This window comes from Streptococcus sp. HMSC066F10, assembly GCF_001813805.1.
GTDB lineage: Bacteria > Bacillota > Bacilli > Lactobacillales > Streptococcaceae > Streptococcus > Streptococcus vaginalis.
Map to the genome: position 1 here is coordinate 42,506 of NZ_KV814002.1, position 20,471 is coordinate 62,976.

The 20,471-nt window shown below is 39.2% G+C and carries 18 protein-coding genes and 1 tRNA gene; 4 read left to right on the forward strand and 15 right to left on the reverse strand.

What is annotated here, in order from left to right; translation table 11 throughout:
- Positions 1-5 precede the first annotated feature (5 nt).
- Together HMPREF2933_RS09210 and HMPREF2933_RS09215 are read right to left on the reverse strand one after the other, a co-directional pair.
- Positions 6-1,283: a pyrimidine-nucleoside phosphorylase gene (locus HMPREF2933_RS09210; RefSeq protein WP_024052205.1), complete on the reverse strand. Its 1,278-nt coding sequence runs from the start codon at positions 1,281-1,283 to the stop codon at positions 6-8.
- On the reverse strand, positions 1,280-1,873 hold the full coding sequence (locus HMPREF2933_RS09215) for a class I SAM-dependent methyltransferase (protein ID WP_024052206.1): 594 nt from the start codon (positions 1,871-1,873) through the stop codon (positions 1,280-1,282). Before HMPREF2933_RS09215 ends, HMPREF2933_RS09210 begins: the two co-directional genes overlap by 4 nt.
- A 92-nt stretch (positions 1,874-1,965) precedes the next feature.
- Here HMPREF2933_RS09215 and coaA point away from each other — a divergent pair, with 92 nt between their 5' ends.
- The 3 genes from coaA (at position 1,966) to HMPREF2933_RS09230 (ending at position 3,764) form a co-directional block, all read left to right on the forward strand.
- Positions 1,966-2,886 carry a type I pantothenate kinase gene (coaA, locus tag HMPREF2933_RS09220; RefSeq protein WP_024052207.1) on the forward strand — a complete coding sequence of 307 codons (921 nt, stop codon included), beginning with the start codon at positions 1,966-1,968 and terminating at the stop codon, positions 2,884-2,886.
- 53 nt (positions 2,887-2,939) lie between these two features.
- Positions 2,940-3,191, forward strand: coding sequence for a 30S ribosomal protein S20 (gene rpsT, locus HMPREF2933_RS09225; protein WP_020999623.1), 252 nt, complete (start codon positions 2,940-2,942; stop codon positions 3,189-3,191).
- A 63-nt stretch (positions 3,192-3,254) separates the two neighbouring features.
- A complete protein-coding gene (locus HMPREF2933_RS09230) occupies positions 3,255-3,764 on the forward strand; it encodes a DNA topology modulation protein (RefSeq protein ID WP_042754050.1) in 510 nt (169 codons plus the stop codon).
- Positions 3,765-3,812: 48 nt separating this feature from the next.
- Here HMPREF2933_RS09230 and HMPREF2933_RS09235 read toward each other — a convergent pair whose 3' ends face one another.
- Positions 3,813-5,429, reverse strand: coding sequence for a M20/M25/M40 family metallo-hydrolase (locus HMPREF2933_RS09235; RefSeq protein ID WP_024052209.1), 1,617 nt, complete (start codon positions 5,427-5,429; stop codon positions 3,813-3,815).
- A 176-nt stretch (positions 5,430-5,605) separates the two neighbouring features.
- Between HMPREF2933_RS09235 and HMPREF2933_RS09240 the strand changes: the two genes are divergently transcribed.
- The gene (locus HMPREF2933_RS09240; protein WP_070241644.1) at positions 5,606-7,054 is read left to right on the forward strand and encodes an alpha-amylase; all 1,449 of its coding nucleotides are present in this window, start codon (positions 5,606-5,608) and stop codon (positions 7,052-7,054) included.
- Between the two features lie 433 nt (positions 7,055-7,487).
- Here the strand turns inward: HMPREF2933_RS09240 and HMPREF2933_RS09245 are convergent, their stop codons facing one another.
- The 12 genes from HMPREF2933_RS09245 to pyrR all read right to left on the reverse strand — a co-directional run bounded on the left by HMPREF2933_RS09245 (position 7,488) and on the right by pyrR (position 20,239).
- Positions 7,488-8,834, reverse strand: coding sequence for a sensor histidine kinase (locus tag HMPREF2933_RS09245; protein ID WP_024052211.1), 1,347 nt, complete (start codon positions 8,832-8,834; stop codon positions 7,488-7,490).
- Entirely contained in the window at positions 8,824-9,498 is a 675-nt protein-coding gene (locus HMPREF2933_RS09250) for a response regulator transcription factor (RefSeq protein WP_003024352.1), read from the reverse strand. Before HMPREF2933_RS09250 ends, HMPREF2933_RS09245 begins: the two co-directional genes overlap by 11 nt.
- Before the next feature lie 274 nt (positions 9,499-9,772).
- Positions 9,773-10,231 carry a hypothetical protein gene (locus HMPREF2933_RS09255; RefSeq protein WP_024052212.1) on the reverse strand — a complete coding sequence of 153 codons (459 nt, stop codon included), beginning with the start codon at positions 10,229-10,231 and terminating at the stop codon, positions 9,773-9,775.
- A gap of 347 nt (positions 10,232-10,578) precedes the next feature.
- Positions 10,579-11,322, reverse strand: a complete 744-nt coding sequence (locus HMPREF2933_RS09260) for an alpha/beta fold hydrolase (RefSeq protein WP_070241645.1) — start codon at positions 11,320-11,322, stop codon at positions 10,579-10,581.
- Positions 11,323-11,451: 129 nt separating this feature from the next.
- A tRNA-Arg gene (locus HMPREF2933_RS09265) sits at positions 11,452-11,523 on the reverse strand.
- 39 nt (positions 11,524-11,562) lie between these two features.
- Positions 11,563-11,910 carry a 50S ribosomal protein L19 gene (gene rplS / locus HMPREF2933_RS09270; RefSeq protein WP_003024326.1) on the reverse strand — a complete coding sequence of 116 codons (348 nt, stop codon included), beginning with the start codon at positions 11,908-11,910 and terminating at the stop codon, positions 11,563-11,565.
- Between the two features lie 151 nt (positions 11,911-12,061).
- Entirely contained in the window at positions 12,062-13,021 is a 960-nt protein-coding gene (locus HMPREF2933_RS09275; protein ID WP_024052255.1) for an ROK family glucokinase, read from the reverse strand.
- 106 nt (positions 13,022-13,127) lie between these two features.
- A complete protein-coding gene (gene carB / locus HMPREF2933_RS09280) occupies positions 13,128-16,307 on the reverse strand; it encodes a carbamoyl-phosphate synthase large subunit (protein ID WP_024052256.1) in 3,180 nt (1,059 codons plus the stop codon).
- 28 nt (positions 16,308-16,335) lie between these two features.
- The gene (locus tag HMPREF2933_RS09285) at positions 16,336-17,424 is read right to left on the reverse strand and encodes a carbamoyl phosphate synthase small subunit (protein ID WP_024052257.1); all 1,089 of its coding nucleotides are present in this window, start codon (positions 17,422-17,424) and stop codon (positions 16,336-16,338) included.
- 38 nt (positions 17,425-17,462) lie between these two features.
- Positions 17,463-18,386, reverse strand: a complete 924-nt coding sequence (locus tag HMPREF2933_RS09290) for an aspartate carbamoyltransferase catalytic subunit (RefSeq protein WP_024052258.1) — start codon at positions 18,384-18,386, stop codon at positions 17,463-17,465.
- A gap of 58 nt (positions 18,387-18,444) precedes the next feature.
- The gene (locus HMPREF2933_RS09295; RefSeq protein WP_024052259.1) at positions 18,445-19,713 is read right to left on the reverse strand and encodes a uracil-xanthine permease family protein; all 1,269 of its coding nucleotides are present in this window, start codon (positions 19,711-19,713) and stop codon (positions 18,445-18,447) included.
- 4 nt (positions 19,714-19,717) lie between these two features.
- On the reverse strand, positions 19,718-20,239 hold the full coding sequence (gene pyrR / locus HMPREF2933_RS09300; RefSeq protein WP_024052260.1) for a bifunctional pyr operon transcriptional regulator/uracil phosphoribosyltransferase PyrR: 522 nt from the start codon (positions 20,237-20,239) through the stop codon (positions 19,718-19,720).
- Positions 20,240-20,471: the final 232 nt, after the last annotated feature.

Genomic DNA, 20,471 nt, shown 5'->3' on the forward strand with positions numbered 1-20,471 from the left:
GTAAGTTAAGCGATTACTTCAATAATCTCTTGAACTTTTTTCGGCTCATTACTTATTTTAACATTTTTTTTGAATTCTGTAACTAGTTCTTGTGAAATTTTTGCATTTGCATAAATTTTTGCAACAATTTCACCAATTTTGATTGATTCTCCGACTTTCTTTTCAAAAACAATTCCTGTTTCAAAGTCTAAGGCATCCGTTTTCACCGCTCGGCCTGCACCTAGCCGCATGGCAAATAAACCAAATTCCATAGCTGGCAATTCAGAAATATAACCCGCTTCATCTGCAGTCACTTCTACAACGTATTTTGCTGATGAAGGGCTGTACAAATCTTCTAAATCGCCACCTTGCGCTGCAACCATAGCTTCAAATTTTTGAAGAGCTGCACCATTAAATAGATGTTCTCGAACCTCGTCTACAGTTTTTTCGACATTTGCTAAGCTGAGCATAATTTGACCTAATTCACAAATAAATTCTGTTACATCTTCTCGTCCTTTTCCTTGCAGGATATCCAAAGCTTCAAGGATTTCCAAACGATTACCAATGCTAGTTCCCAGAGGTTGGCTCATATCAGTAATAACTGCTGTCGTCTTACGCCCAACTGCCTTTCCTAAATCAACCATAGTACGAGCTAGAGCACGCGCATCATCCAAGTTCTTCATAAATGCACCTTCACCAACTGTCACATCTAGCAAAATACTATCTGCACCAGCTGCAATTTTCTTGCTCATAACAGAACTTGCAATTAAAGGAATAGTATCAACGGTCGCGGTCACATCACGCAAAGCATACAGCAATTTATCCGCTTTCACCAACTGATCAGACTGACCAATGACGGATAGTCCAATATCCTGTACTTGCTTAATAAATTCTTCTTGGCTACGCTCAATTTGAAATCCTTTAATGGATTCTAATTTATCAAGCGTTCCCCCTGTGTGACCGAGTCCACGACCACTCATTTTAGCAACGGGAATTCCAAAACTAGCTACCAAAGGCACCAGTACAAGCGTTACCTTGTCTCCTACGCCTCCGGTTGAATGCTTATCAACCTTGATTCCAGAAATAGCTGACAAATCAATTTGCTGACCTGTCCCTACCATGGTCATGGTCAAATCAGATATTTCACGAGTGGTCATGCCTTTAAAATACACTGCCATTGCAAAAGCTGACATTTGATAATCTGGCACAGTTCCGGCAACATAGCCTTCAATTAACCACTTGATTTCATCACTAGTTAATTCTAAGCCGTCTCGCTTTTTCTGAATAACATCAACTGCTCTCATATTTCCTTCCTACTTCTAAGGATATAATATCCCTTATCTTTTTTTAGAATTTCGCAGTTTCCAAAAACCTCTTCCATCTTAGCTTTTGCGCTTGGTGCCCCTTGTTTTTTTTGAATCACAATCGTCAAGTCGCCCCCGTCTAGTAAGTGCGTATAACTTCCTGTAATCACCTCATGAACGACCTGTTTCCCTGCTCGAATCGGTGGATTACTGATAATATGATGAAATCTCCCTTCTACATTTTGATAAAGATTAGATTTAAAAATCGTAGCTAGGACTTGATTGCGCTCAGCATTTTGACGCGCCAAATCAAGAGCGCGCTGATTTATATCAACAAGCGTTGCTTCGACTTCTTTAGCTTTGACCAAAGTAAGTCCTAATGTTCCATAACCACAGCCGACATCTAATACGCTTTCTTGATTATGAAAATCAAGACACTTTAAAAGAGCTTGACTGCCATAATCAATCATTTTCTTACTAAATACTCCTGCATCAGTCAAGAAAGTCACATTTTGCCCCAGAAGTTGAACCTTCAATTTGTGAATATCATGTTCTGCATCTGGATTTTCTGCGAAATACATTTTAGCCATAAAACTATTTTAACATAAAGACCTTTTATTTGTAAACCGTTTACAATTTGTTTGAAATTATGTTATACTATTTTTCAACTATAGGAGTGAATATGACGAACGAATTTATCCATTTTGAAAAGATTAGTCGAAAAACTTGGCAAAATCTGCATCGTAAAACAACCCCGCCTTTGACGCAAAAAGAATTGAATTCTATCAAAAGTTTCAATGATAAGATTAGCCTTCAAGATGTGACAGATGTTTATCTGCCCTTGACCAGCCTCATCCAAATTTATAAGCGCTCAAAAGAAGATTTAGCATTTTCAAAAGGGATTTTTTTACAAAAAGCGAGCAAGCGCCAACCATTTATCATAGGTGTATCTGGAAGTGTCGCTGTCGGAAAATCTACTACCAGTCGGCTCTTGCAAATCCTTTTATCTAGAACATTTTCAAATGCTACTGTTGAATTGGTGACGACGGACGGATTTCTTTATCCAAATACTCACTTGCAGGAGCAAAATCTCCTCAAGCGCAAAGGCTTTCCAGAAAGTTATAACATGGAGCTGCTGCTTGATTTTCTTGACAATATCAAAAATGGACAGAACTACCAAATCCCTGTTTATTCACATGAAATTTATGATATTGTTCCTGATAAAAAACAGTCTGTTACAGCTGCAGATTTTGTCATTGTTGAAGGTATCAACGTTTTCCAAAATCCACAAAATGAACGCCTTTATATGACGGATTTCTTTGATTTTTCGATTTACGTGGATGCGGAAGTTGAAAATATCGAAACTTGGTATCTGGACCGCTTTAAAAAATTGCTCACGTTAGCAAAAGAAGATCCAAATAACTATTATCATCCTTTCACTTCTCAGCCAGAAAACAAAGTTATGGAATTTGCTCAAAATGTCTGGAAATCTATTAATCTTGTCAATTTACAGGATTATATCGAACCCACACGCAACCGAGCTGAAATTATTCTTCATAAAACAGAAAATCATGAAATTGATGAAATTTACTTAAAAAAATAAAAAGGCTTGTCAAATCTCAAGTTTTCATATATAATTAGATAGTTAGTATATCATTGGAGGTGAAAACATTGGCAAATATTAAATCAGCTATCAAACGCGCTGAATTAAACGTTAAACAAAACGAAAAAAACTCAGCTCAAAAATCAGCTATGCGTTCTGCAATTAAAGCATTTGAAGCAAATCCTTCTGAAGAACTTTTCCGTGCTGCAAGCTCAGCTATCGATAAAGCAGAAACTAAAGGTTTGATTCACAAAAACAAAGCGAGCCGCGATAAAGCACGCCTTGCTAGCAAACTTGCAAAATAATCTGCATAACGTAAAAAGAGCTCAAAGGAGCTTTTTTTGTTGCTGAAAACAGAAAGGCTAGACATGAAAATTATAATCATTGGTTATTCTGGATCGGGAAAATCTACTTTAACGACCAAATTAGCCCAGTATTACTCTATTCCCAAATTGCATTTAGACATGCTGCAGTTTCTACCCAATTGGGAAATGAGTGACCGCAGCTGGATGCAAGAGCAAGTCAAGACTTTCTTAAACGAGAATCTGTCTTGGGTGATAGACGGAAACTACAGCTCCTGCTGCTATGAAGAGAGAATGGAGCAAGCAGACCAAATTATCTTTTTAAATTTCTCGCGTTGGGATTGTCTTTTGCGGGCTGCAAAGCGTTATTCCAAGAACAGAGGTAAGGTCAGAGGCAGTATGGCACAAGGCTGTTCTGAAAAGTTTGACTGGGAATTTATCCGCTGGATCTTACTTGACGGACGAACTGCTAATATTCGGAAACGATATGAGAAACTTCAAAAAATGTATCCCTACAAATTTATAGTTCTTCATAACCAAAAAGAACTAGATAACTTTTTAGCGCAATTTTCATAAACATCAAAAGCTATATTCAGCTCAGTTATGAATATAGCTTTTGTTTTTTTATTTTTTAATACTGTCAATATGTTCTAGCAAATATAACAGAAATTGAGGAATCGTCTCCAACATATCCTTTTCATAGACGCGTTCTGTTAACTGATGTAAATCTTTTCCCCAAGGTCCCAGATTGATGCCAGGAACATTGATGTCCTGAATTTTCTCAAAATCAATCGAATATAAATGTTCAGGAACAGCCATACTCTCGATAATTTTTTGATACTCTTTAACAGATTTTTCTAAAGCACAGTAACTAATGTCACAGATTCCCATAAAGAACTCTTCTACTGCGAGACGACCAGCCGCTGTGTCAGATAAGTATCCACTATAAAGTGCAATGAGTTTTTCAATATCAACCACGCTATTTTTCAGATGTCGACAATTCATAGAAGGATAATAAGGCGGTGCAATAGCTAGCACAACAAATGCTTCCTTTTTATCATAGAAATCTAACACCTTTTGAACAGTTGCAATGGTTATTTCTTGATAGCTTGAACCCGCTTGAAATGCTTCATGAGCAGATTGGTTTGCCTTGTGCATAAATTCTTCAAATCCAGCCTTCTTTTGACATAACTGTATTAACTCTTCATAAGTCAATACATGAGGTTTTGTGACTTTTTTATCCTCTTTATAAGTTACCTGCAAAGCCTGATAACGCTCATAAAACTCATCAATGGCTTCTTGGCAGAGTTGTTGAATCGTCGTCATCAGCTCTTTTGGGCTTTTATCTAAATAAAGAACACTAAAATAGCCTGCTGCTCTGAGAACAGTTGACACATCATAATTTTCCTTCAAATCACGCATGTAAGACCACGAAGGCAAAGGAGCCTGCTCTCCATAAATCGAATCCGACAAGCGGGGATTAAGGTCAATTTTTTCCACCACTTTTGCGAGGAGTGAAACAGCATTGATACCTTTGAGAGGCTCTTTCATGTGGGAAAGAATACCCTGCGTAACCACGACAGGCATCATCTTTCCAACTGTTCCAACATGCAGTACTTTTTCTTGAGCTGAAGGACTTTCAAATGGTTCTGAATCAATCGCCAAGATATAATTCAGATGAAATTTCTTTTTCAGATTAGCAAGCAAACCTACAGCAGCACGCATTCCCTGAGAATAAGATTCCTCATCTCCAACTGATAAATAAAGAAGATTCACTTCTCCTTCTGCTTTGCTCGCATATTCTGCTACCACTCCCAATTGCAAAGCCAATGCAGCTTTCATATCACATGACCCACGGCCAAACTGCCATTCGTTATTAGCAGCTATATCGTCTAACACATCTTGACCCAGTGAAGCACTCGCTAAAGCCTTTTTCAAAGCAACATTATCAAAAGCAAATTCCTTTAAATTTCCAAAATCCTCAATATCCACCGTATCATGGTGATGAAACAAAATCACTGTATCTGCACAATGACCTTTTACCAAAGCCCAATTAACACTACGCTGGTAAATATCATCCGGAATCTGATAGGTGCCAAAATAATCTGAATGCTCCTGAAAATACGGCAAACCGCCAATATAGTGATTGAGAAAATTTTCAATATTTCTTTCTGAACTCGTATGCGTGAAACTCTCAATCGCCATGCTCTTGTCAAAAATATCTTGAATCCTATTTTTCATCAATGGCTCCTTCAACTTTTTATAAAAATAGCTCGCTGACCTTATTATATACCTCAACAATCATCGTTTCAATCTATTTTTCATCCTTTGACTCTATAAAATTTACGCAATCGTTTGCGCTGTTAAGATTATTTTGATAAAATAATAGCCAACAAGACCAGAAAGAGGTATCTCGTATGGAAAATCAAACATTAATGCAATATTTTGAATGGTATCTACCAAATGACGGACAACATTGGAATCGTTTGGCAACAGACGCTCCACATCTGGCTTCTAAAGGCATTCGCAAGGTTTGGATGCCACCTGCTTTTAAAGCCACTAGTTCCAACGATGTCGGCTACGGCATTTATGATTTATTTGACTTAGGCGAGTTTGACCAAAAAGGAACGGTTCGGACAAAGTATGGCTTTAAGGAAGACTATTTGAACGCAATCAAGGCACTCAAAGAAAATGGAATTGAACCCATTGCAGATATCGTTTTAAATCACAAGGCGGCAGCGGATTACAAAGAGAGATTTACTGTTATTGAAGTTGACCCAAATGATCGTACAGTCGCCCTCTCTGAGCCTTTTGAAATAAAAGGCTGGACCAAGTTCACATTCTCCGGTCGCCATAAAAAATACAATGATTTTGAATGGCATTGGTACCACTTCACAGGAACGGATTATGACGCTAAGCGAAATAAATCAGGGATTTACCTCATTCAAGGGGACAACAAAGGTTGGGCTGACGATGATTTAGTGGACAATGAAAATGGAAATTTCGACTATCTCATGTACGCTGACCTTGATTTTAAGCACCCAGAAGTCATTCAAAACCTTTATGATTGGGCAGATTGGTTTATCGAAATAACCGGCATTCATGGCTTTAGGTTGGACGCTATTAAGCATATTGACTCTTTCTTTATGGGAAATTTTATCCGCGACATTATGGCAAAGTATGGAGAAGATTTCTATGTCTTTGGAGAGTTTTGGAATGGTGATGAAACTGCAAATAACGATTATTTAGGAAGTATTGACTATCGTTTTGATCTAGTAGATGTCAAACTGCACCACAACTTATTTGATGCTAGCCGCGCTGGGGCGGACTATGATTTGAGAAATATTTTTGAACAAACGCTTGTCAAAAACCACCCTAAATCGGCTGTTACTTTTGTCGATAATCATGACACACAACGTGGACAAGCGCTGGAATCAACTATTGAAGAATGGTTTAAACCTGCTGCTTACGCTCTCATTTTGTTGCGTGAAGCAGGTCTGCCTTGCGTTTTCTATGGAGATTACTATGGTATCAAAGGCGAATTCGCTCAAGACAGCTTCCAAACAGTTCTTGATAAATTATTAGATATTCGTCTCAACTTAGCCTATGGAAAACAGAAAGATTATTTTGACGACGAGCATTGCATTGCTTGGACCCGTTCAGGAAAAGACAACGGACAGCCGATTGCTGTCATCTTAACAAACGATCAAGCCAGTTCAAAACGCATGTATGTCGGTAAAAATTGGGCTGGTAAGAAATTCAAAGATTACTTAGGAAACAGCTCATCAACCGTGACAATCAAAAAAGACGGCTGGGCAGATTTCCCAGTTGCAGAAAAGTCAGTTAGTGTCTGGTCTGCGCAATAAAATAAAGAACATAGCGAGATTGGAACCCAAATTCTTCTCTCTGTCGATTAGGGCGATGAAGCAAACCGAAAGTTGGGAGTCCTGTCCGCTCAGCTGACAGCATAAACTAAAACTTAGGCAGTTTGTTCGCCAGGCTGACAGTATAAACTAAAACTCAGGCGACTCGTCCGCCCAGCTGACAGCATAAACTAAAAGTCAGGCAACTCGTCCGCCCAGCTGACAGCATAAACCAAAAGTCAGACAACTCATCCGCCCGGCAGACGGAAGTTAAAAAAATGATGTTGACATTCCCCAGCCTCAACCATTCAACTCTGCTTTTAAACAAGATAAAAACACGAACAGATCAAGATAGCTAACAACTAATCCTGACTTTGTTCGTGTTTTTTCTCATCTTCCGAAACAACCTTCCCTATGAATACAGGTTATTCCTGACTTATTTTTTCTTTCTATTGTCCGTTCTAATGGCAATCTTCACCTCAAAAATAGTTCCTTTCGGCTTATTATCTTTCACCGTAATAGTTCCTTTAAGAGCTTCTGTGATTTGCTTTGCAAGCGACAAGCCTAGACCAAAACCACCTGTCTGCCGAGTCCGTGCTTTATCAACCCGATAAAAACGATCAAAAATCTTTTTCTTATCTGCCGTACTAATCCCCGGACCATTATCTGAAACCTTTAAAAACAAATTTCGATCATTTGCAGAGATTGTCAATTCAATCACACCGTCTTCATCTGTATATTTCAGAGCATTGTCAAACAGAATCGTCATTAATTGCTTCAGCAAGGTCTTGTCTGTTTTAATCATGCGGTGAATCCTATTGTCAAATCGGAAAGTTTTCCCATTTTCTGCGGCAACCATTTCATAGTTGGTAAAGGTCGTATTAAAGAAATTTGGCTCGACATCGCCAATTTCTGGTTTAATCCCGTCGTCACGCCGTGCTAGATTAAGCAGATTTGTCGTCAACATTTTCATGTTCCGCACTTCATCCAAACTAGAAGCAATGCTTTCGCTTGATTCCATAATGGTGGATTCTGGTTTTCTAAACAAAGTCTCCAAACGATTTTGTAAAACAGCTAGAGGTGTGCGCAACTCATGACTGGCATTTTCGACAAAACTCTTTTGCTTTTGAATGCTTTCCAACAAAGGTTTAACACTAACTCGAGCCAGATAGACACTGGCAATCAAGGAAATTCCCCAGAAACTAATCATCACAACTACAATCAGCTGCTCATGATTTTGACTAGTTTGTTCCAACTGACTGATATTGATAAAGACCGCTGCATATTTGACATTGGTTTCCAAATTTGGGATTTTCACTTCAAATAAAATCATCCGATAGGTTTCTTGTCGACCATAATTGCTTTTAACCTGGACTTGCCGAATGCGATCCAATTGCTTGCTATTAAAGGAAAGTTTATTAAGTCCCAGAAAATTATTGCTTGTAATGATTGGCTTATAATTCTTATCAAATAAAATAACTTCCGTATTGGCACTGACATTTGGTTTATCAGTAAGCTCTTTGTCACCCGTGTCGGTTTTAGGCTCTCCGTTGTCTGACTTCTGTTCCATCCCCACTCTCCGAGCGAGCGCCAAATTGATGACAGAAGCGGAATCCTGACTGAGACTTTTCAAGTTATTATCGACCGTTGTATAAAGGCTTGAGCGCATCACCTGAATGATAATCAAAGTCATGGCTGAGAAAATGAGAGTAAAAATACCAAAATTGCGAATGAAATAAGAAAAATCATCCGCATACCATGTTTTTTTAAGTTTATTCAGCATCTTTTAAAATATATCCGACGCTGCGAAGCGTTTGAAGATTGTTCGCAAAGGTCGTCCCTTTCAATTTTTTCCGGATTTTTGAAACATAGACTTCTACGACTGAAATGGTTGTATCACTATCAAACCCCCATAATCGATCGAAAATCTGCGTCTTCGGTAGAATAACATTTTGATTTTGCAAGAAATACACCAGCAAGTCAAATTCTTTTCCGAGCAATTCTACTTCATTTCCGTCTACAAGTGTAGTGTTTGTTGATAAATTAACAGTGACATCGCCATAAGAAAGGGTGTTTTCATTGAACTTGCCAGAACGCTTCAAGAGAGCTTGAATCCGCATTTTTAACTCTTCCAAATAAAATGGTTTGGTCAAATAATCGTCAGCTCCCAGTTCAAAACCATGTCCTTTATCATTCAAACTTTCTTTGGCTGTCATAATCAAAACAGGTGTGGTAACGCCTTTTTCACGCAATTCTTTCAATACTTGGAAACCGTCTTTTTCTGGCAACATCAAATCAAGCAAGATAAGGTCGTACACGCCACTCTCAGCCTCGTACAATCCTTCCTCACCGTCAAAAACTTGCATGACATCTGCAAAATCATCCAAAAAATCAAATACCGAATTAGATAGACCGAGGTCGTCTTCCACTAATAGAATCTTAATCATATGCTTTTCCTTCTAAAATACGAGTTTGGGACAAAAGTCTCCAGTTTCAAAATTCGTTATGCACTAAACTAACGATGCAGTAGCTGATTGCTCAAAACAGTACTTTGAGGCTTGAGGGGATGAGAACACGAACTAAATATTTTTAATGTTCAGTTCTGCCCCCATTCCCTTAATCGTGAACTAAGTATAAGTAAAGACTTCTTCTCACTTCACCTTTTTGAAAACCAATCTACTGACGTTCTGATTCTATTATATCATGACTTCCTCTGAAATATTAAGAATTTGTTGTATTTGAATCATTATTTTCTGTCGTGCTACTATTCTTATCTGATTTGGTTGAACCGTCAGCATTTGATGGAGCTTTTTTCTTTGAGTTATTACTGTTTCCTGAGCCATTTTGGCTGTTACTATTGTCACTTTGATCGTCATTTTGTTTGGGTGGCATTCCGTTTGGACCGCCTTGATTATTTCCATTTTGTCCACCTGGGGGCATTCCCGGACCACCTTGATTTGGCTGCGAATTTCCCTGTTGTTGATTATTTTGTGCCTGAGTTGTTGTGCTTGTCTGTACTCTTGCCTGCTGATTGAGTGCATTTATCGCTAAAGAGCCAATGCCTAGCCCACTGAGAAGACCAACAGCGAGTGCCCCGCTTGATACAACAGTCATCCACCATTTGGTACTTCTTTCAACCATGATCATCTTCTCTTTCTTACTTGTGTTCTCTTGTTTCATTTTTGTCAAATTCCTTCTTTCTATTTTTAAGCGATCAGAGATTGCATTCCAAAGAGTATTGCCACAATAACTCCTTTAATGCCAAGATTTATCAGACAAACAAATTTAACTTTAAGTTTTTCATCTCATTACGTCCTTTCTTTTGAATGGAACTATCATATCTACTTTTTCTTAAAAGTGACTGAATTTTTTCTTAAAAGAAACTAAAAATAAAGAAAATAAGTAGTAAAACAATACAGAAATTATAGAAATAAAAAAACTAAATCAGATTGTTCCAATTTAGTTTAGAAGATTATCTCATCAAATTTGTCCTAGAAAAGGCAAAGAGCAAAGTAAAGTCTCTTTTCTCAAAAGAGTGACCTAATTTCCATTTTATCTTCAAGTAATGCTGCTATTTCTTTCGGTTTTTCCATATACAATGAATGACTACAGCTAGTCATTTCTATGAGGTTTAGAAAGTTCGGGATGGTCTGTATAGCCCTCTTTTTCCAAATTGGTGTTTCCTTGTTTATTTCTGGAATGAACAAAATTACATTTTTATTTTTCAAAAAGGACAAATTTCTAAAAACTTGCCGTCTTATTGTCAATAAGTGAGTCATTAACTTTTCAGATAAGCTTAAATGCCAATGTTTTTGAACTTTATCAAAAACAAAACTTTCTTTTGCCGCCCTCTCCAAATTTTCTGACCATATAACAGAGCTTTGTTTTTCAGTTATAACAACTTTCTTTAGGCTCTCATAAACATTCGTTTGAAGATAATTCAGAGAATCTTCAATTTCTATATTCAAAGGGCAAATTTTATCCATATTAATGTATCCACCATCTAATAAGACGAGATGCGTAATTTTATCATAGACACTTGTTAGATAAACTGCTAAATCTGCTCCCAAAGAATGGGCTATTAACAGAATATCGTCATCCATATCAACTTGTGCCATAAACCAATCTTTCAACGCCTGTAATGAAATCAGTTGCTCTTCCAACCTAGAATCATACATATCTAGATAAGTAACTGGAAAAGACAGGACATTAAAAAAGTCCTGGGGATAATAGCAATTGCAACCTAGTCCTCCAATAAAATAAGCCTTCATATTCTTATCCTTTCAGTCAGATGTTTCCAAAACAAACTTTACTTTTATATTTTATTGAGAGTAACAAGCAAATATTGAACCCAAAAAAACAAAAGCCCTTCAACAATAAGGACTTTTGAGGGAACATTATGTCCCCTGCCGGAATCGAACCAGCAACTACTCCTTAGGAGGGAGTTGTTATATCCATTGAACTAAGGGGACTAGAGAAAAACTCTGCCGACAGACAGAGTTATTTCTACATTAACGGCGAATTTCTTTAATACGCGCAGCTTTACCTTGTAATGCACGAAGGTAATACAATTTCGCACGACGTACTTTACCGTAACGTACTACTTCAATCTTTTCAACACGGGGTGTGTGAAGTGGGAAGATACGTTCAACACCTACACCGTTAGAAATTTTACGAACAGTATAGTTTTCTGAAATACCTGCACCCTTACGAGCGATAACCACACCTTCGAAGATTTGGATACGTTCGCGATTTCCTTCGACAACTTTCGCGTGAACACGAACAGTGTCACCAGGACGAAATGCAGGAATATCAGTACGAAGTTGACCTTCAGTCAAACTTTGGATTAATGGATTCATTTTTCTTCTCCTATCTTACTAATCTTACAGTTCAAGACCACAGCGGATTAGTCGTTTTCTAGTGCTTCCATTACACACTAACTAATATCATAACAAATTTTGTAATAATTGTAAATGCCTTATTTGGATTATTTTTTCCATTTTAGTAGAATTATTGAAGAACCAATGAAGCTGCTCCAATGACTCCTGCATCATTTCCAAGAGTTGCAAGTGCAAGTTTTGTGGATGTACGCACTTGGGGGAAAGAATTTTCTTCATAGAACTTACGAACACCGTCTAGTAAAAATTCACCTGCTGCAGAGACGCCACCACCGATGACAATTGTTGACGGATTTAAGATTGAGCCGATATTCGCACAAGCAATACCAAGATAACGTGCAAAATTCCGATAAACAATGAGAGCTAGCTCATCACCAGCTTTAGCCAAATCAAAGACAATTTTTGCATTAACGTCTTCGCCGTTGTCAATCAATTGTTTCAGCTCTGCATCACCAGCATATTCATCAGCGTAGCGGCGCGTTAAATTGACAATTCCCGTTGCAGAAGCTACTGTTTCTAGGCAACCTTTTTTACCACAAGTACAGAGAATCGGCTGATCAAAATCAACTGTGATATGTCCCAGCTCTCCAGCTGCTCCAGCTACACCGTGCAGTAATTTTCCTTCCGCAACAATACCGCCACCGACACCTGTTCCAAGAGTCATAAACACGACATCAGGCTGATTTTCACCAGCACCTTTCCAACGTTCGCCAAGAGCAGCTACATTTGCGTCATTATCAATAAAGAAAGAAATACCAGTTGCTTTCTCAATCTTTTCTTTTACAGGTTGTAAAGTTTTCCAATTGAGATTATAAGCCCCAATAACCGTTCCTTTTTCACGATCCACAACACCAGGTGAACCCATGCCAATTCCAATGAAATCTTCTGCCCCAAGTCCCAATAGTCGCAAGCGATGATTGATAGATTCAATCATATCATCAACAATATGACTACCTTCATCTAAAATGTTTGTCTTAATAGACCATTTTTCTTGAACTTCTCCCTCTTGGGTCAGAATCGCAAACTTCACAGATGTACCACCTAGGTCAATCCCAATAATTTTTTTAGACATGCTACTCTCCTCTAATAACTTTTTTTCATTCTCATTATATCAGATTTTTTACGAATTGAAAAGGTTTGCATAGAAATTAATATATCATGACAAAAAGAATACTGCTTTAAATTGCTTCTGTCATAAAGCTACGAATTTCTAAGACCTTTAGCATGGCATCAGCTGTATCAAGTGCTGTAAATAGCGGCACTCCATGCTCAATGGCTGATTGACGGATAGCCTGACCGTGTTCATCTGCTGTTCGTTTCGTTCCGACTGTATTGATAATCGCCTGAACCTTACCTTTGCGAACAAATGCAGGAATGTCATTATGATCATCTGTACCGATTTTTTCAACTAATTGCGTCAAAACACCATTTTCCTCAAAGAATTTCGCTGTGCCTTGTGTAGCTAGAATGCTATATCCGATCGCTGCAAAACGCTTCGCTAATGTGAGGGCTTCTTCCTTATTTTCATCTGCAATCGTAAAGACAACATTGCCAAAGTTTGGAAGATGTAGATAAGAAGCTTCAAAAGCCTTGTATAAAGCTTTTTCAAGAGTTGCATCTGTTCCCATAACCTCACCTGTCGATTTCATTTCAGGACCAAGAAGGCTATCTACCTTGGCTAACTTGGTAAAGGAAAAAACTGGCGCTTTTACATGTACTTGTTTGCTTTCTGGATAAAGACCGTCTTCATACCCTAGCTCCGCCAAAGTTTGACCTAAAATCAGTTGAGTTGCCACCTGTGCCATAGGAATATTTGTCACTTTCGACAAGAATGGCACCGTCCGGCTAGCACGAGGATTGACCTCAATGACATAAACCTTCTCATCTTTGATGACAAACTGAATGTTCATCATACCGATACAGTGAAGTCCGATAGCCAATTTCTTAGTATAATCGGCGATAGTCTGCTGCACTTGAGCAGATAAGGTTTGCGGAGGATAGACAGCCATAGAATCACCTGAGTGAACTCCAGCCCGTTCAATATGCTCCATAATTCCTGGAATCAAGACCTGACGACCGTCTGAAATAGCATCTACCTCACATTCTTTGCCAACAATGTAAGAGTCCACCAACACCGGATGATCAGGGCTAGCCTTGACAGCAGTTCGCATATAAGAACGAAGATCTGCTTCATTCTCGACAATCTCCATAGCCCGACCGCCCAGAACGTAAGACGGACGAACCAAAACAGAAAAACCAATCTTACGAGCAGCTGCTACCGCTTCTTCTTCATTCGTCGCTGTCTGACCTAGTGGCTGCGGAATATCCAAATCCTTAAGAGCCTGTTCAAAAAGGTCACGGTCTTCTGCACGGTCAAGGTCAGCTACCTGAGTACCTAAAATTTTCACGCCAGCTTTTGACAATGGCTCAGCTAGATTGATAGCGGTTTGTCCACCGAACTGAACGATAACTCCCTTAGGTTTTTCCAGTTCAACGACATTCATGACATCTTCAAAAGTCAAGGGTTCAAAGTAAAGCTTATCAGAAACCGAAAAATCTGTTGAGACCGTTTCAGGATTACTATTCATAATGATTGCTTCATAGCCAGTTGCTTGAATAGCCTTGACCGAGTGCACGGTCGCATAGTCAAATTCTACTCCTTGACCAATCCGAATAGGTCCAGAGCCTAGCACCAGAACAGATTCTTTGTCTGACTTGATTGATTCATTTTCCAAAGCATAAGTAGAATAAAAATATGGTGTGCTTGATTCAAACTCAGCTGCACAGGTGTCAACCATTTTATAGACTGGAAGAATTCGCTCCTCTTTACGAAATTGACGTATTTCTTCTGCTGTCATTTTCCAAAGCCGAGCTAATTTAGTATCTGCAAAGCCGTTTTGCTTAGCCTGTCTAAGCAGATTTGCATCTCCAATATGAGTCATTAACTCCTGCTCTAATTCATGGATGTGAAGTAATTTATCCAGAAAGAACAAATCAATCTTGGTTAGTTTTGCAATTTCTTCGATATCATAGCCACGGCGGATTGCTTCAGATATATAGAAAAGACGATCATCCTGAGCTTTGACGACCTTTTCCAGTAAATCATCATCTGCCACTAGATTTAGTTCTGGCATTTCATTATGGTCAACACCAATTTCCAGAGAACGACAGGCTTTGAGCAAACTTTCTTCTATATTACGTCCAATAGCCATGACTTCACCAGTCGCCTTCATCTGTGTTCCAAGACGACGTTCACCATGTTCAAATTTATCAAATGGAAAACGCGGAATCTTAGCCACTACATAGTCCAAAGCTGGTTCAAACATGGCATAAGTTGTCCCCGCAACTGGATTAATCATCTCATCCAGAGTTAAACCAACAGCGATTTTAGCAGCTAATTTAGCGATAGGGTAGCCAGTTGCTTTAGAAGCTAGAGCTGATGAACGTGAGACACGTGGATTAACCTCAATGACATAGTATTTAAAGCTATGCGGATCCAGAGCCAGCTGTACATTACAACCACCTTCAATCTTAAGGGCACGAATAATTTTTAAACTAGCATCACGCAGCATTTGATTTTCGATATCTGAAAGTGTCTGCGTTGGCGCAAAAACGATAGAATCCCCTGTATGAATACCAACTGGATCAAAATTTTCCATGTTACAGACAACTAGAGCATTATCTGCACTATCTCTCATAACTTCATATTCAATTTCCTTAAAGCCAGCAATAGAACGCTCAATCAGACATTGCGTTACAGGTGACAGTTTGAGACCATTTTCAGCAATTTCACGAAGTTCTTTCTCATCTGCACACATACCGCCGCCTGTGCCGCCAAGAGTAAATGCCGGACGAACAATGACTGGATAGCCAATCTTAGCAGCAAATGCAACAGCTTCGTCAACGCTATTAACAATTTCAGATTCCGGAATAGGCTGTTTCAGCTCTTCCATGAGTTGCTTGAACAAATCACGATCCTCAGCTTGGTCAATAGCCGACAGCTTGGTTCCCAAAAGTTCGACACCCAGTTCATCCAAGATGCCTTCTTTAGATAATTCCATTGCCATATTGAGACCTGTTTGCCCACCCAAAGTCGGTAGAAGTGCATCTGGTCGCTCTTTCCGTAAAATTCTGGTGACAAATTCCAGCGTAATTGGCTCAATATAAACCTTATCAGCAAATTCCTTGTCTGTCATAATCGTTGCAGGATTGGAATTAACTAAAACGACTGTGTAGCCTTCTTCTTTCAAAGACAAGCAAGCCTGCGTTCCTGCATAATCAAACTCAGCAGCCTGTCCAATGACAATGGGACCAGAGCCAATCACCATAATTTTCTGAATATCTGTACGTTTTGGCATGTCTTTCTCCTATTTCCTAATCCATTGATTAAAATGAACTATGCCGTTGTTTAAAAGCATCAATCATTTCCATAAACTCATCAAAGAGATAGCTGGCATCATGCGGTCCTGCTGCAGCATCAGGATGAAATTGCACTGAAAAAGCAGGGAAAAATCGATGCCGCACACCTTCAATAGACTTATCATTGATTTCCTCATGTGTAATCAACAACTCGCTCGGAAAATTTTCCCGACTAACAGCATAACCATGATTTTGGCTGGTAAAATCAATCCGCCCTGTCGCAATCTCTCTGACAGCATGATTAAAACCGCGATGACCGAATTTCATTTTATAGGTCTGAGCTCCATTAGCCTTACAAAAAAGTTGATGTCCCATACAGATACCAAAAAGAGGAATTTCCCCTTGAATCCCTCGAATCATTTCTAGCACTTGCGGTACATCATCTGGATTACCTGGACCGTTGGATAACATGACACCGTCAGGGTGAAGGTGAAGAATATCTGCTGCACTTGTATCATAGGGAACAACTGTCACATTACAATTGCGTGCCGCCAATTCACGAAGAATCGAATGTTTCAATCCAAAATCAACTAACACAATACTAGGACCTGAACCCGGTGCTGGATATGGCGTTTTCGTTGAGACTTGTTTGATATTGTCAGTCGGCAAAACGGTCGCCTTCAACTGATCTTGCAGATGCACCATTTGGTCGCCTACATTGGCTATTGTTGCTTTCATCGTTCCATGCTGCCGAATGATTTTCGTCAATGCCCGCGTATCAATACCAGCAATTCCTGGAATTTTCTTGAACTTTAAAAACTCGTCTAGGGTCATCTGATTGCGCCAATTGCTTGCCCTTCGTGCCCACTCATAAACAACCACCCCTTTACAAGTAGGAGTGATCGATTCGTAGTCATCACGGTTAATTCCATAATTTCCGATTAACGGGTAGGTAAAGGTCAAAATTTGCCCATTGTATGATTGATCTGTAATAGATTCTTGATAACCGGTCATACCTGTATTAAAGACGATTTCTCCGGTCACATCCATATCAGCCCCGAATGCCTCTCCTTCAAATACTGTCCCATCTTCCAGAATTAACAAGCGTTTTTCCATTTTCCCCTCCGTTTGTCCTTACAGCAATACCTTAGTGTCTATTGCTCTTTTCGTCCATTTAAAACAGACTCAATAATTGCCATACGGACAAATACACCATTTGTCATTTGCTCTACAATCCGCGATTTTGGAGCTTCTACCAGATGATCTGCAATTTCAACATCGCGATTGACTGGAGCTGGATGCATGATGATGGCTGTATCCTTCAGTCTGTCATATCGTTCCTGAGTTAAGCCGTGCAATCTATGATAATTTTCTTTTGAAAAGAGTGAATCGTCATCATGACGCTCGTGCTGCACGCGCAGAAGCATTAAGACATCCACTTGGTCAACGACTTCATCAAGTGTGACAAATTGCCCATAATCTGCAAATTCTTCACTTCTCCATACCTCTGGACCTGCAAAATAAAGTTCTGCACCCAGACGCTTCAATATTTGCATATTTGACTTGGCCACGCGCGAGTGATCTAAGTCGCCTGCAATCACAATCTTCAAGCCGTCAAAATGCCCAAACTCTTGATAAATGGTCATCAAATCTAGCAAACTTTGACTCGGATGTTGTCCAGAGCCATCACCACCATTCACAATTGAAGTTGTAATCGTTGGACTTTCGACTAATTCCTTGTAATAGTCCACTTCTGGATGACGAATGACACAGACATCCACTCCGAGCGCTGACAAGGTTAAAATCGTATCATATAAGGTCTCTCCTTTGTTGATAGAGCTGGTCTTTGAATCAAAATCCAACAGGTCACAACCTAGCTTTAATTCCGCTACTTCAAAGGCTTTATGTGTTCGCGTAGAGGGCTCAAAGAAGAGATTAGCGATAATATGCTGTTCATCATAATGAGCTTTTGCTCCATTTTTAAATCCAATGCCACGTTTGATTAAACTTAAGACTTCCTCATTGGTAAGAGTTTCCATAGAGACAACGTTTTTAAGAGCGATTTGATTAGATGACATGGTGTATTTCTCCTTTTATTAGATACAGCGTTTCTTTCAATAAAATTAAGAATTCAAACTAATTTTTAGGTTCAGGCAAAATAAGATAGAGTACAATACCAAGAACGGTTGACAAGGCAACCCCTGAAATTTGCAGACCTAAAAGTTGAAGCGTTAAGCCGCCAATCCCTGCAACTAAAATTACACTGGCAATTAACAGGTTTTTCTTATTATCAAAGTCTGTTTGCTTTTCAATCAAAATTTTCAAGCCGCTAGAGGCAATGACTCCAAAGAGTGCAATGGAGATTCCTCCAAGAACGGGACTTGGAATGGATTGCAAGAGGGCAGAAACTTTCCCAACAAAACTCATCACAATCGCAAGTACTGCCGCACCTGCAATCACATAAACGCTATAGATTTTGTTCAGAGCCATCACACCGATATTTTCACCGTAACTCGTTACTGGAGGCGCACCGAAAATCCCAGCGATAACTTGTGAAAGGCCATCTCCGGCAAGAGTTTTATCCAATCCTGGGTCTTTAAAGAAATCTTTTCCGGTCAAGCTATTCAGTACCATGACATGACCAAAGTGCTCTGTCATCGTCACAAAGGCAATTGGAGCCATTGTTAAAATCGCACTTGGATAAAATTTTAAATTGTAGTCTAAGAAAGGAAGATGCATAGGTGGGACATGGAACCATGAAGCTTGAGAGACTTTTGCAAAGGAAATAATTTCTTCTCCTGTTACCGCTCCAAGAATGAGCGCGAAGACATATCCGACAATCAAGCCTAACAGCACTGGAATAATTCCAACAATCTTTTTACCATAGATATTAAAGAGGATGACTGCAAAGAGAGTGACAATTCCAATGATGAAATAAGTTAAATTGTATTTACCATCTTTTAACATGACATCATTTACAGCTGTGCTTGCTAGGCTTAGTCCGATAACCATAATGATTGGTCCTACCAAAACTGGCGGCAAAATCTTATCAATCCAAGCATTCCCAGCGAACTTCACAATAAGAGCTACAATGAAGTAAACCAAACCACCTGTAATGGCACCTTGAGCGACTGCTGCGATACCGTCTGTTTTCATCAACATTTGCATAGCTGCGATATAAGCGAAACTAGACCCCATATAAGCTGGCACTTTGTACTTGGTAACCGTTAAATGTGCTAAGGTTCCTAGACCGCTTGAAAACAAGGCAACTGCTGGATCAATTCCGACTAGAATGGGAACAAGAACCGTTGCTCCAAACATAGCGAACAAATGCTGAAAGGACAATCCTACAAGCAAACCAGGTTTTGGCATATCGTGCACATCATATTTCACATCTTGACTCATTTTCTTATAACTCCTCCGCAATCAAGACACGGTCTTGACCATCCTGTTCTACCATTTCTACAATAATCTCTTCTGTTCGGCTTGTCGGAATATTTTTTCCAACATAATCTGCTCGAATCGGCAACTCACGATGCCCACGGTCTACTAAAACAGCCAAGCTCACGCGTGATGGACGTCCCAAGCTAACTAGATTATCAATAGCAGCACGAATGGTGCGTCCTGTATAGAGGACATCATCTACCAAGATGACTTCGCGGTCTGTAATATCAACAGGAACATGTGTTGTATCTTCTTCCACTTTAAAATCATCGCGGAATGGCTTGGTATCCAACTCACCGATGGGTACATCAATCTTTTCAAGTTGCGCTAATCGTTCTTGAATCCGCTGTGCAATGTAAACACCCCGTGTTTTTATACCAATCAAGATAATCTTGTCTAGCTCTTTGTTGCGCTCAATGATTTCATAAGTGATCCGTGTAATGGCACGTTTCATTGTCAAACCATCAACAACTTCTTTTGTTTTCATGGAAAACCTCCTGCATAAAAAAGATAAAAGAAAAAGTCTCCTTCACAAGGAGACTTCAGAAAATCTAGGTAAGCACAGAGAAACTACTAACAGCCTCACTGTGCTACACCATCTTATACTTTGACTCCTTGTCTGCCTCACAGGACAGATTTAAAGGATTATTTAATTTTTATTACTATATCACACTTTTTGAAAATCTTCAAGAGAAAACCGTAAAGTTTTAATGGAAATT

Coding starts and splice junctions, on each gene's coding strand:
- HMPREF2933_RS09210 (WP_024052205.1), bottom strand. CDS start 1,283: ATGAGAGCAGTTGATGTTATTCAGAAAAAGCGAGACGGCTTAGAATTA.
- HMPREF2933_RS09215 (WP_024052206.1), bottom strand. CDS start 1,873: ATGGCTAAAATGTATTTCGCAGAAAATCCAGATGCAGAACATGATATT.
- coaA (WP_024052207.1), top strand. CDS start 1,966: ATGACGAACGAATTTATCCATTTTGAAAAGATTAGTCGAAAAACTTGG.
- HMPREF2933_RS09230 (WP_042754050.1), top strand. CDS start 3,255: ATGAAAATTATAATCATTGGTTATTCTGGATCGGGAAAATCTACTTTA.
- HMPREF2933_RS09235 (WP_024052209.1), bottom strand. CDS start 5,429: ATGAAAAATAGGATTCAAGATATTTTTGACAAGAGCATGGCGATTGAG.
- HMPREF2933_RS09240 (WP_070241644.1), top strand. CDS start 5,606: ATGGAAAATCAAACATTAATGCAATATTTTGAATGGTATCTACCAAAT.
- HMPREF2933_RS09245 (WP_024052211.1), bottom strand. CDS start 8,834: ATGCTGAATAAACTTAAAAAAACATGGTATGCGGATGATTTTTCTTAT.
- HMPREF2933_RS09250 (WP_003024352.1), bottom strand. CDS start 9,498: ATGATTAAGATTCTATTAGTGGAAGACGACCTCGGTCTATCTAATTCG.
- HMPREF2933_RS09255 (WP_024052212.1), bottom strand. CDS start 10,231: ATGAAACAAGAGAACACAAGTAAGAAAGAGAAGATGATCATGGTTGAA.
- HMPREF2933_RS09260 (WP_070241645.1), bottom strand. CDS start 11,322: ATGAAGGCTTATTTTATTGGAGGACTAGGTTGCAATTGCTATTATCCC.
- rplS (WP_003024326.1), bottom strand. CDS start 11,910: ATGAATCCATTAATCCAAAGTTTGACTGAAGGTCAACTTCGTACTGAT.
- HMPREF2933_RS09275 (WP_024052255.1), bottom strand. CDS start 13,021: ATGTCTAAAAAAATTATTGGGATTGACCTAGGTGGTACATCTGTGAAG.
- carB (WP_024052256.1), bottom strand. CDS start 16,307: ATGCCAAAACGTACAGATATTCAGAAAATTATGGTGATTGGCTCTGGT.
- HMPREF2933_RS09285 (WP_024052257.1), bottom strand. CDS start 17,424: ATGGAAAAACGCTTGTTAATTCTGGAAGATGGGACAGTATTTGAAGGA.
- HMPREF2933_RS09290 (WP_024052258.1), bottom strand. CDS start 18,386: ATGTCATCTAATCAAATCGCTCTTAAAAACGTTGTCTCTATGGAAACT.
- HMPREF2933_RS09295 (WP_024052259.1), bottom strand. CDS start 19,713: ATGAGTCAAGATGTGAAATATGATGTGCACGATATGCCAAAACCTGGT.
- pyrR (WP_024052260.1), bottom strand. CDS start 20,239: ATGAAAACAAAAGAAGTTGTTGATGGTTTGACAATGAAACGTGCCATT.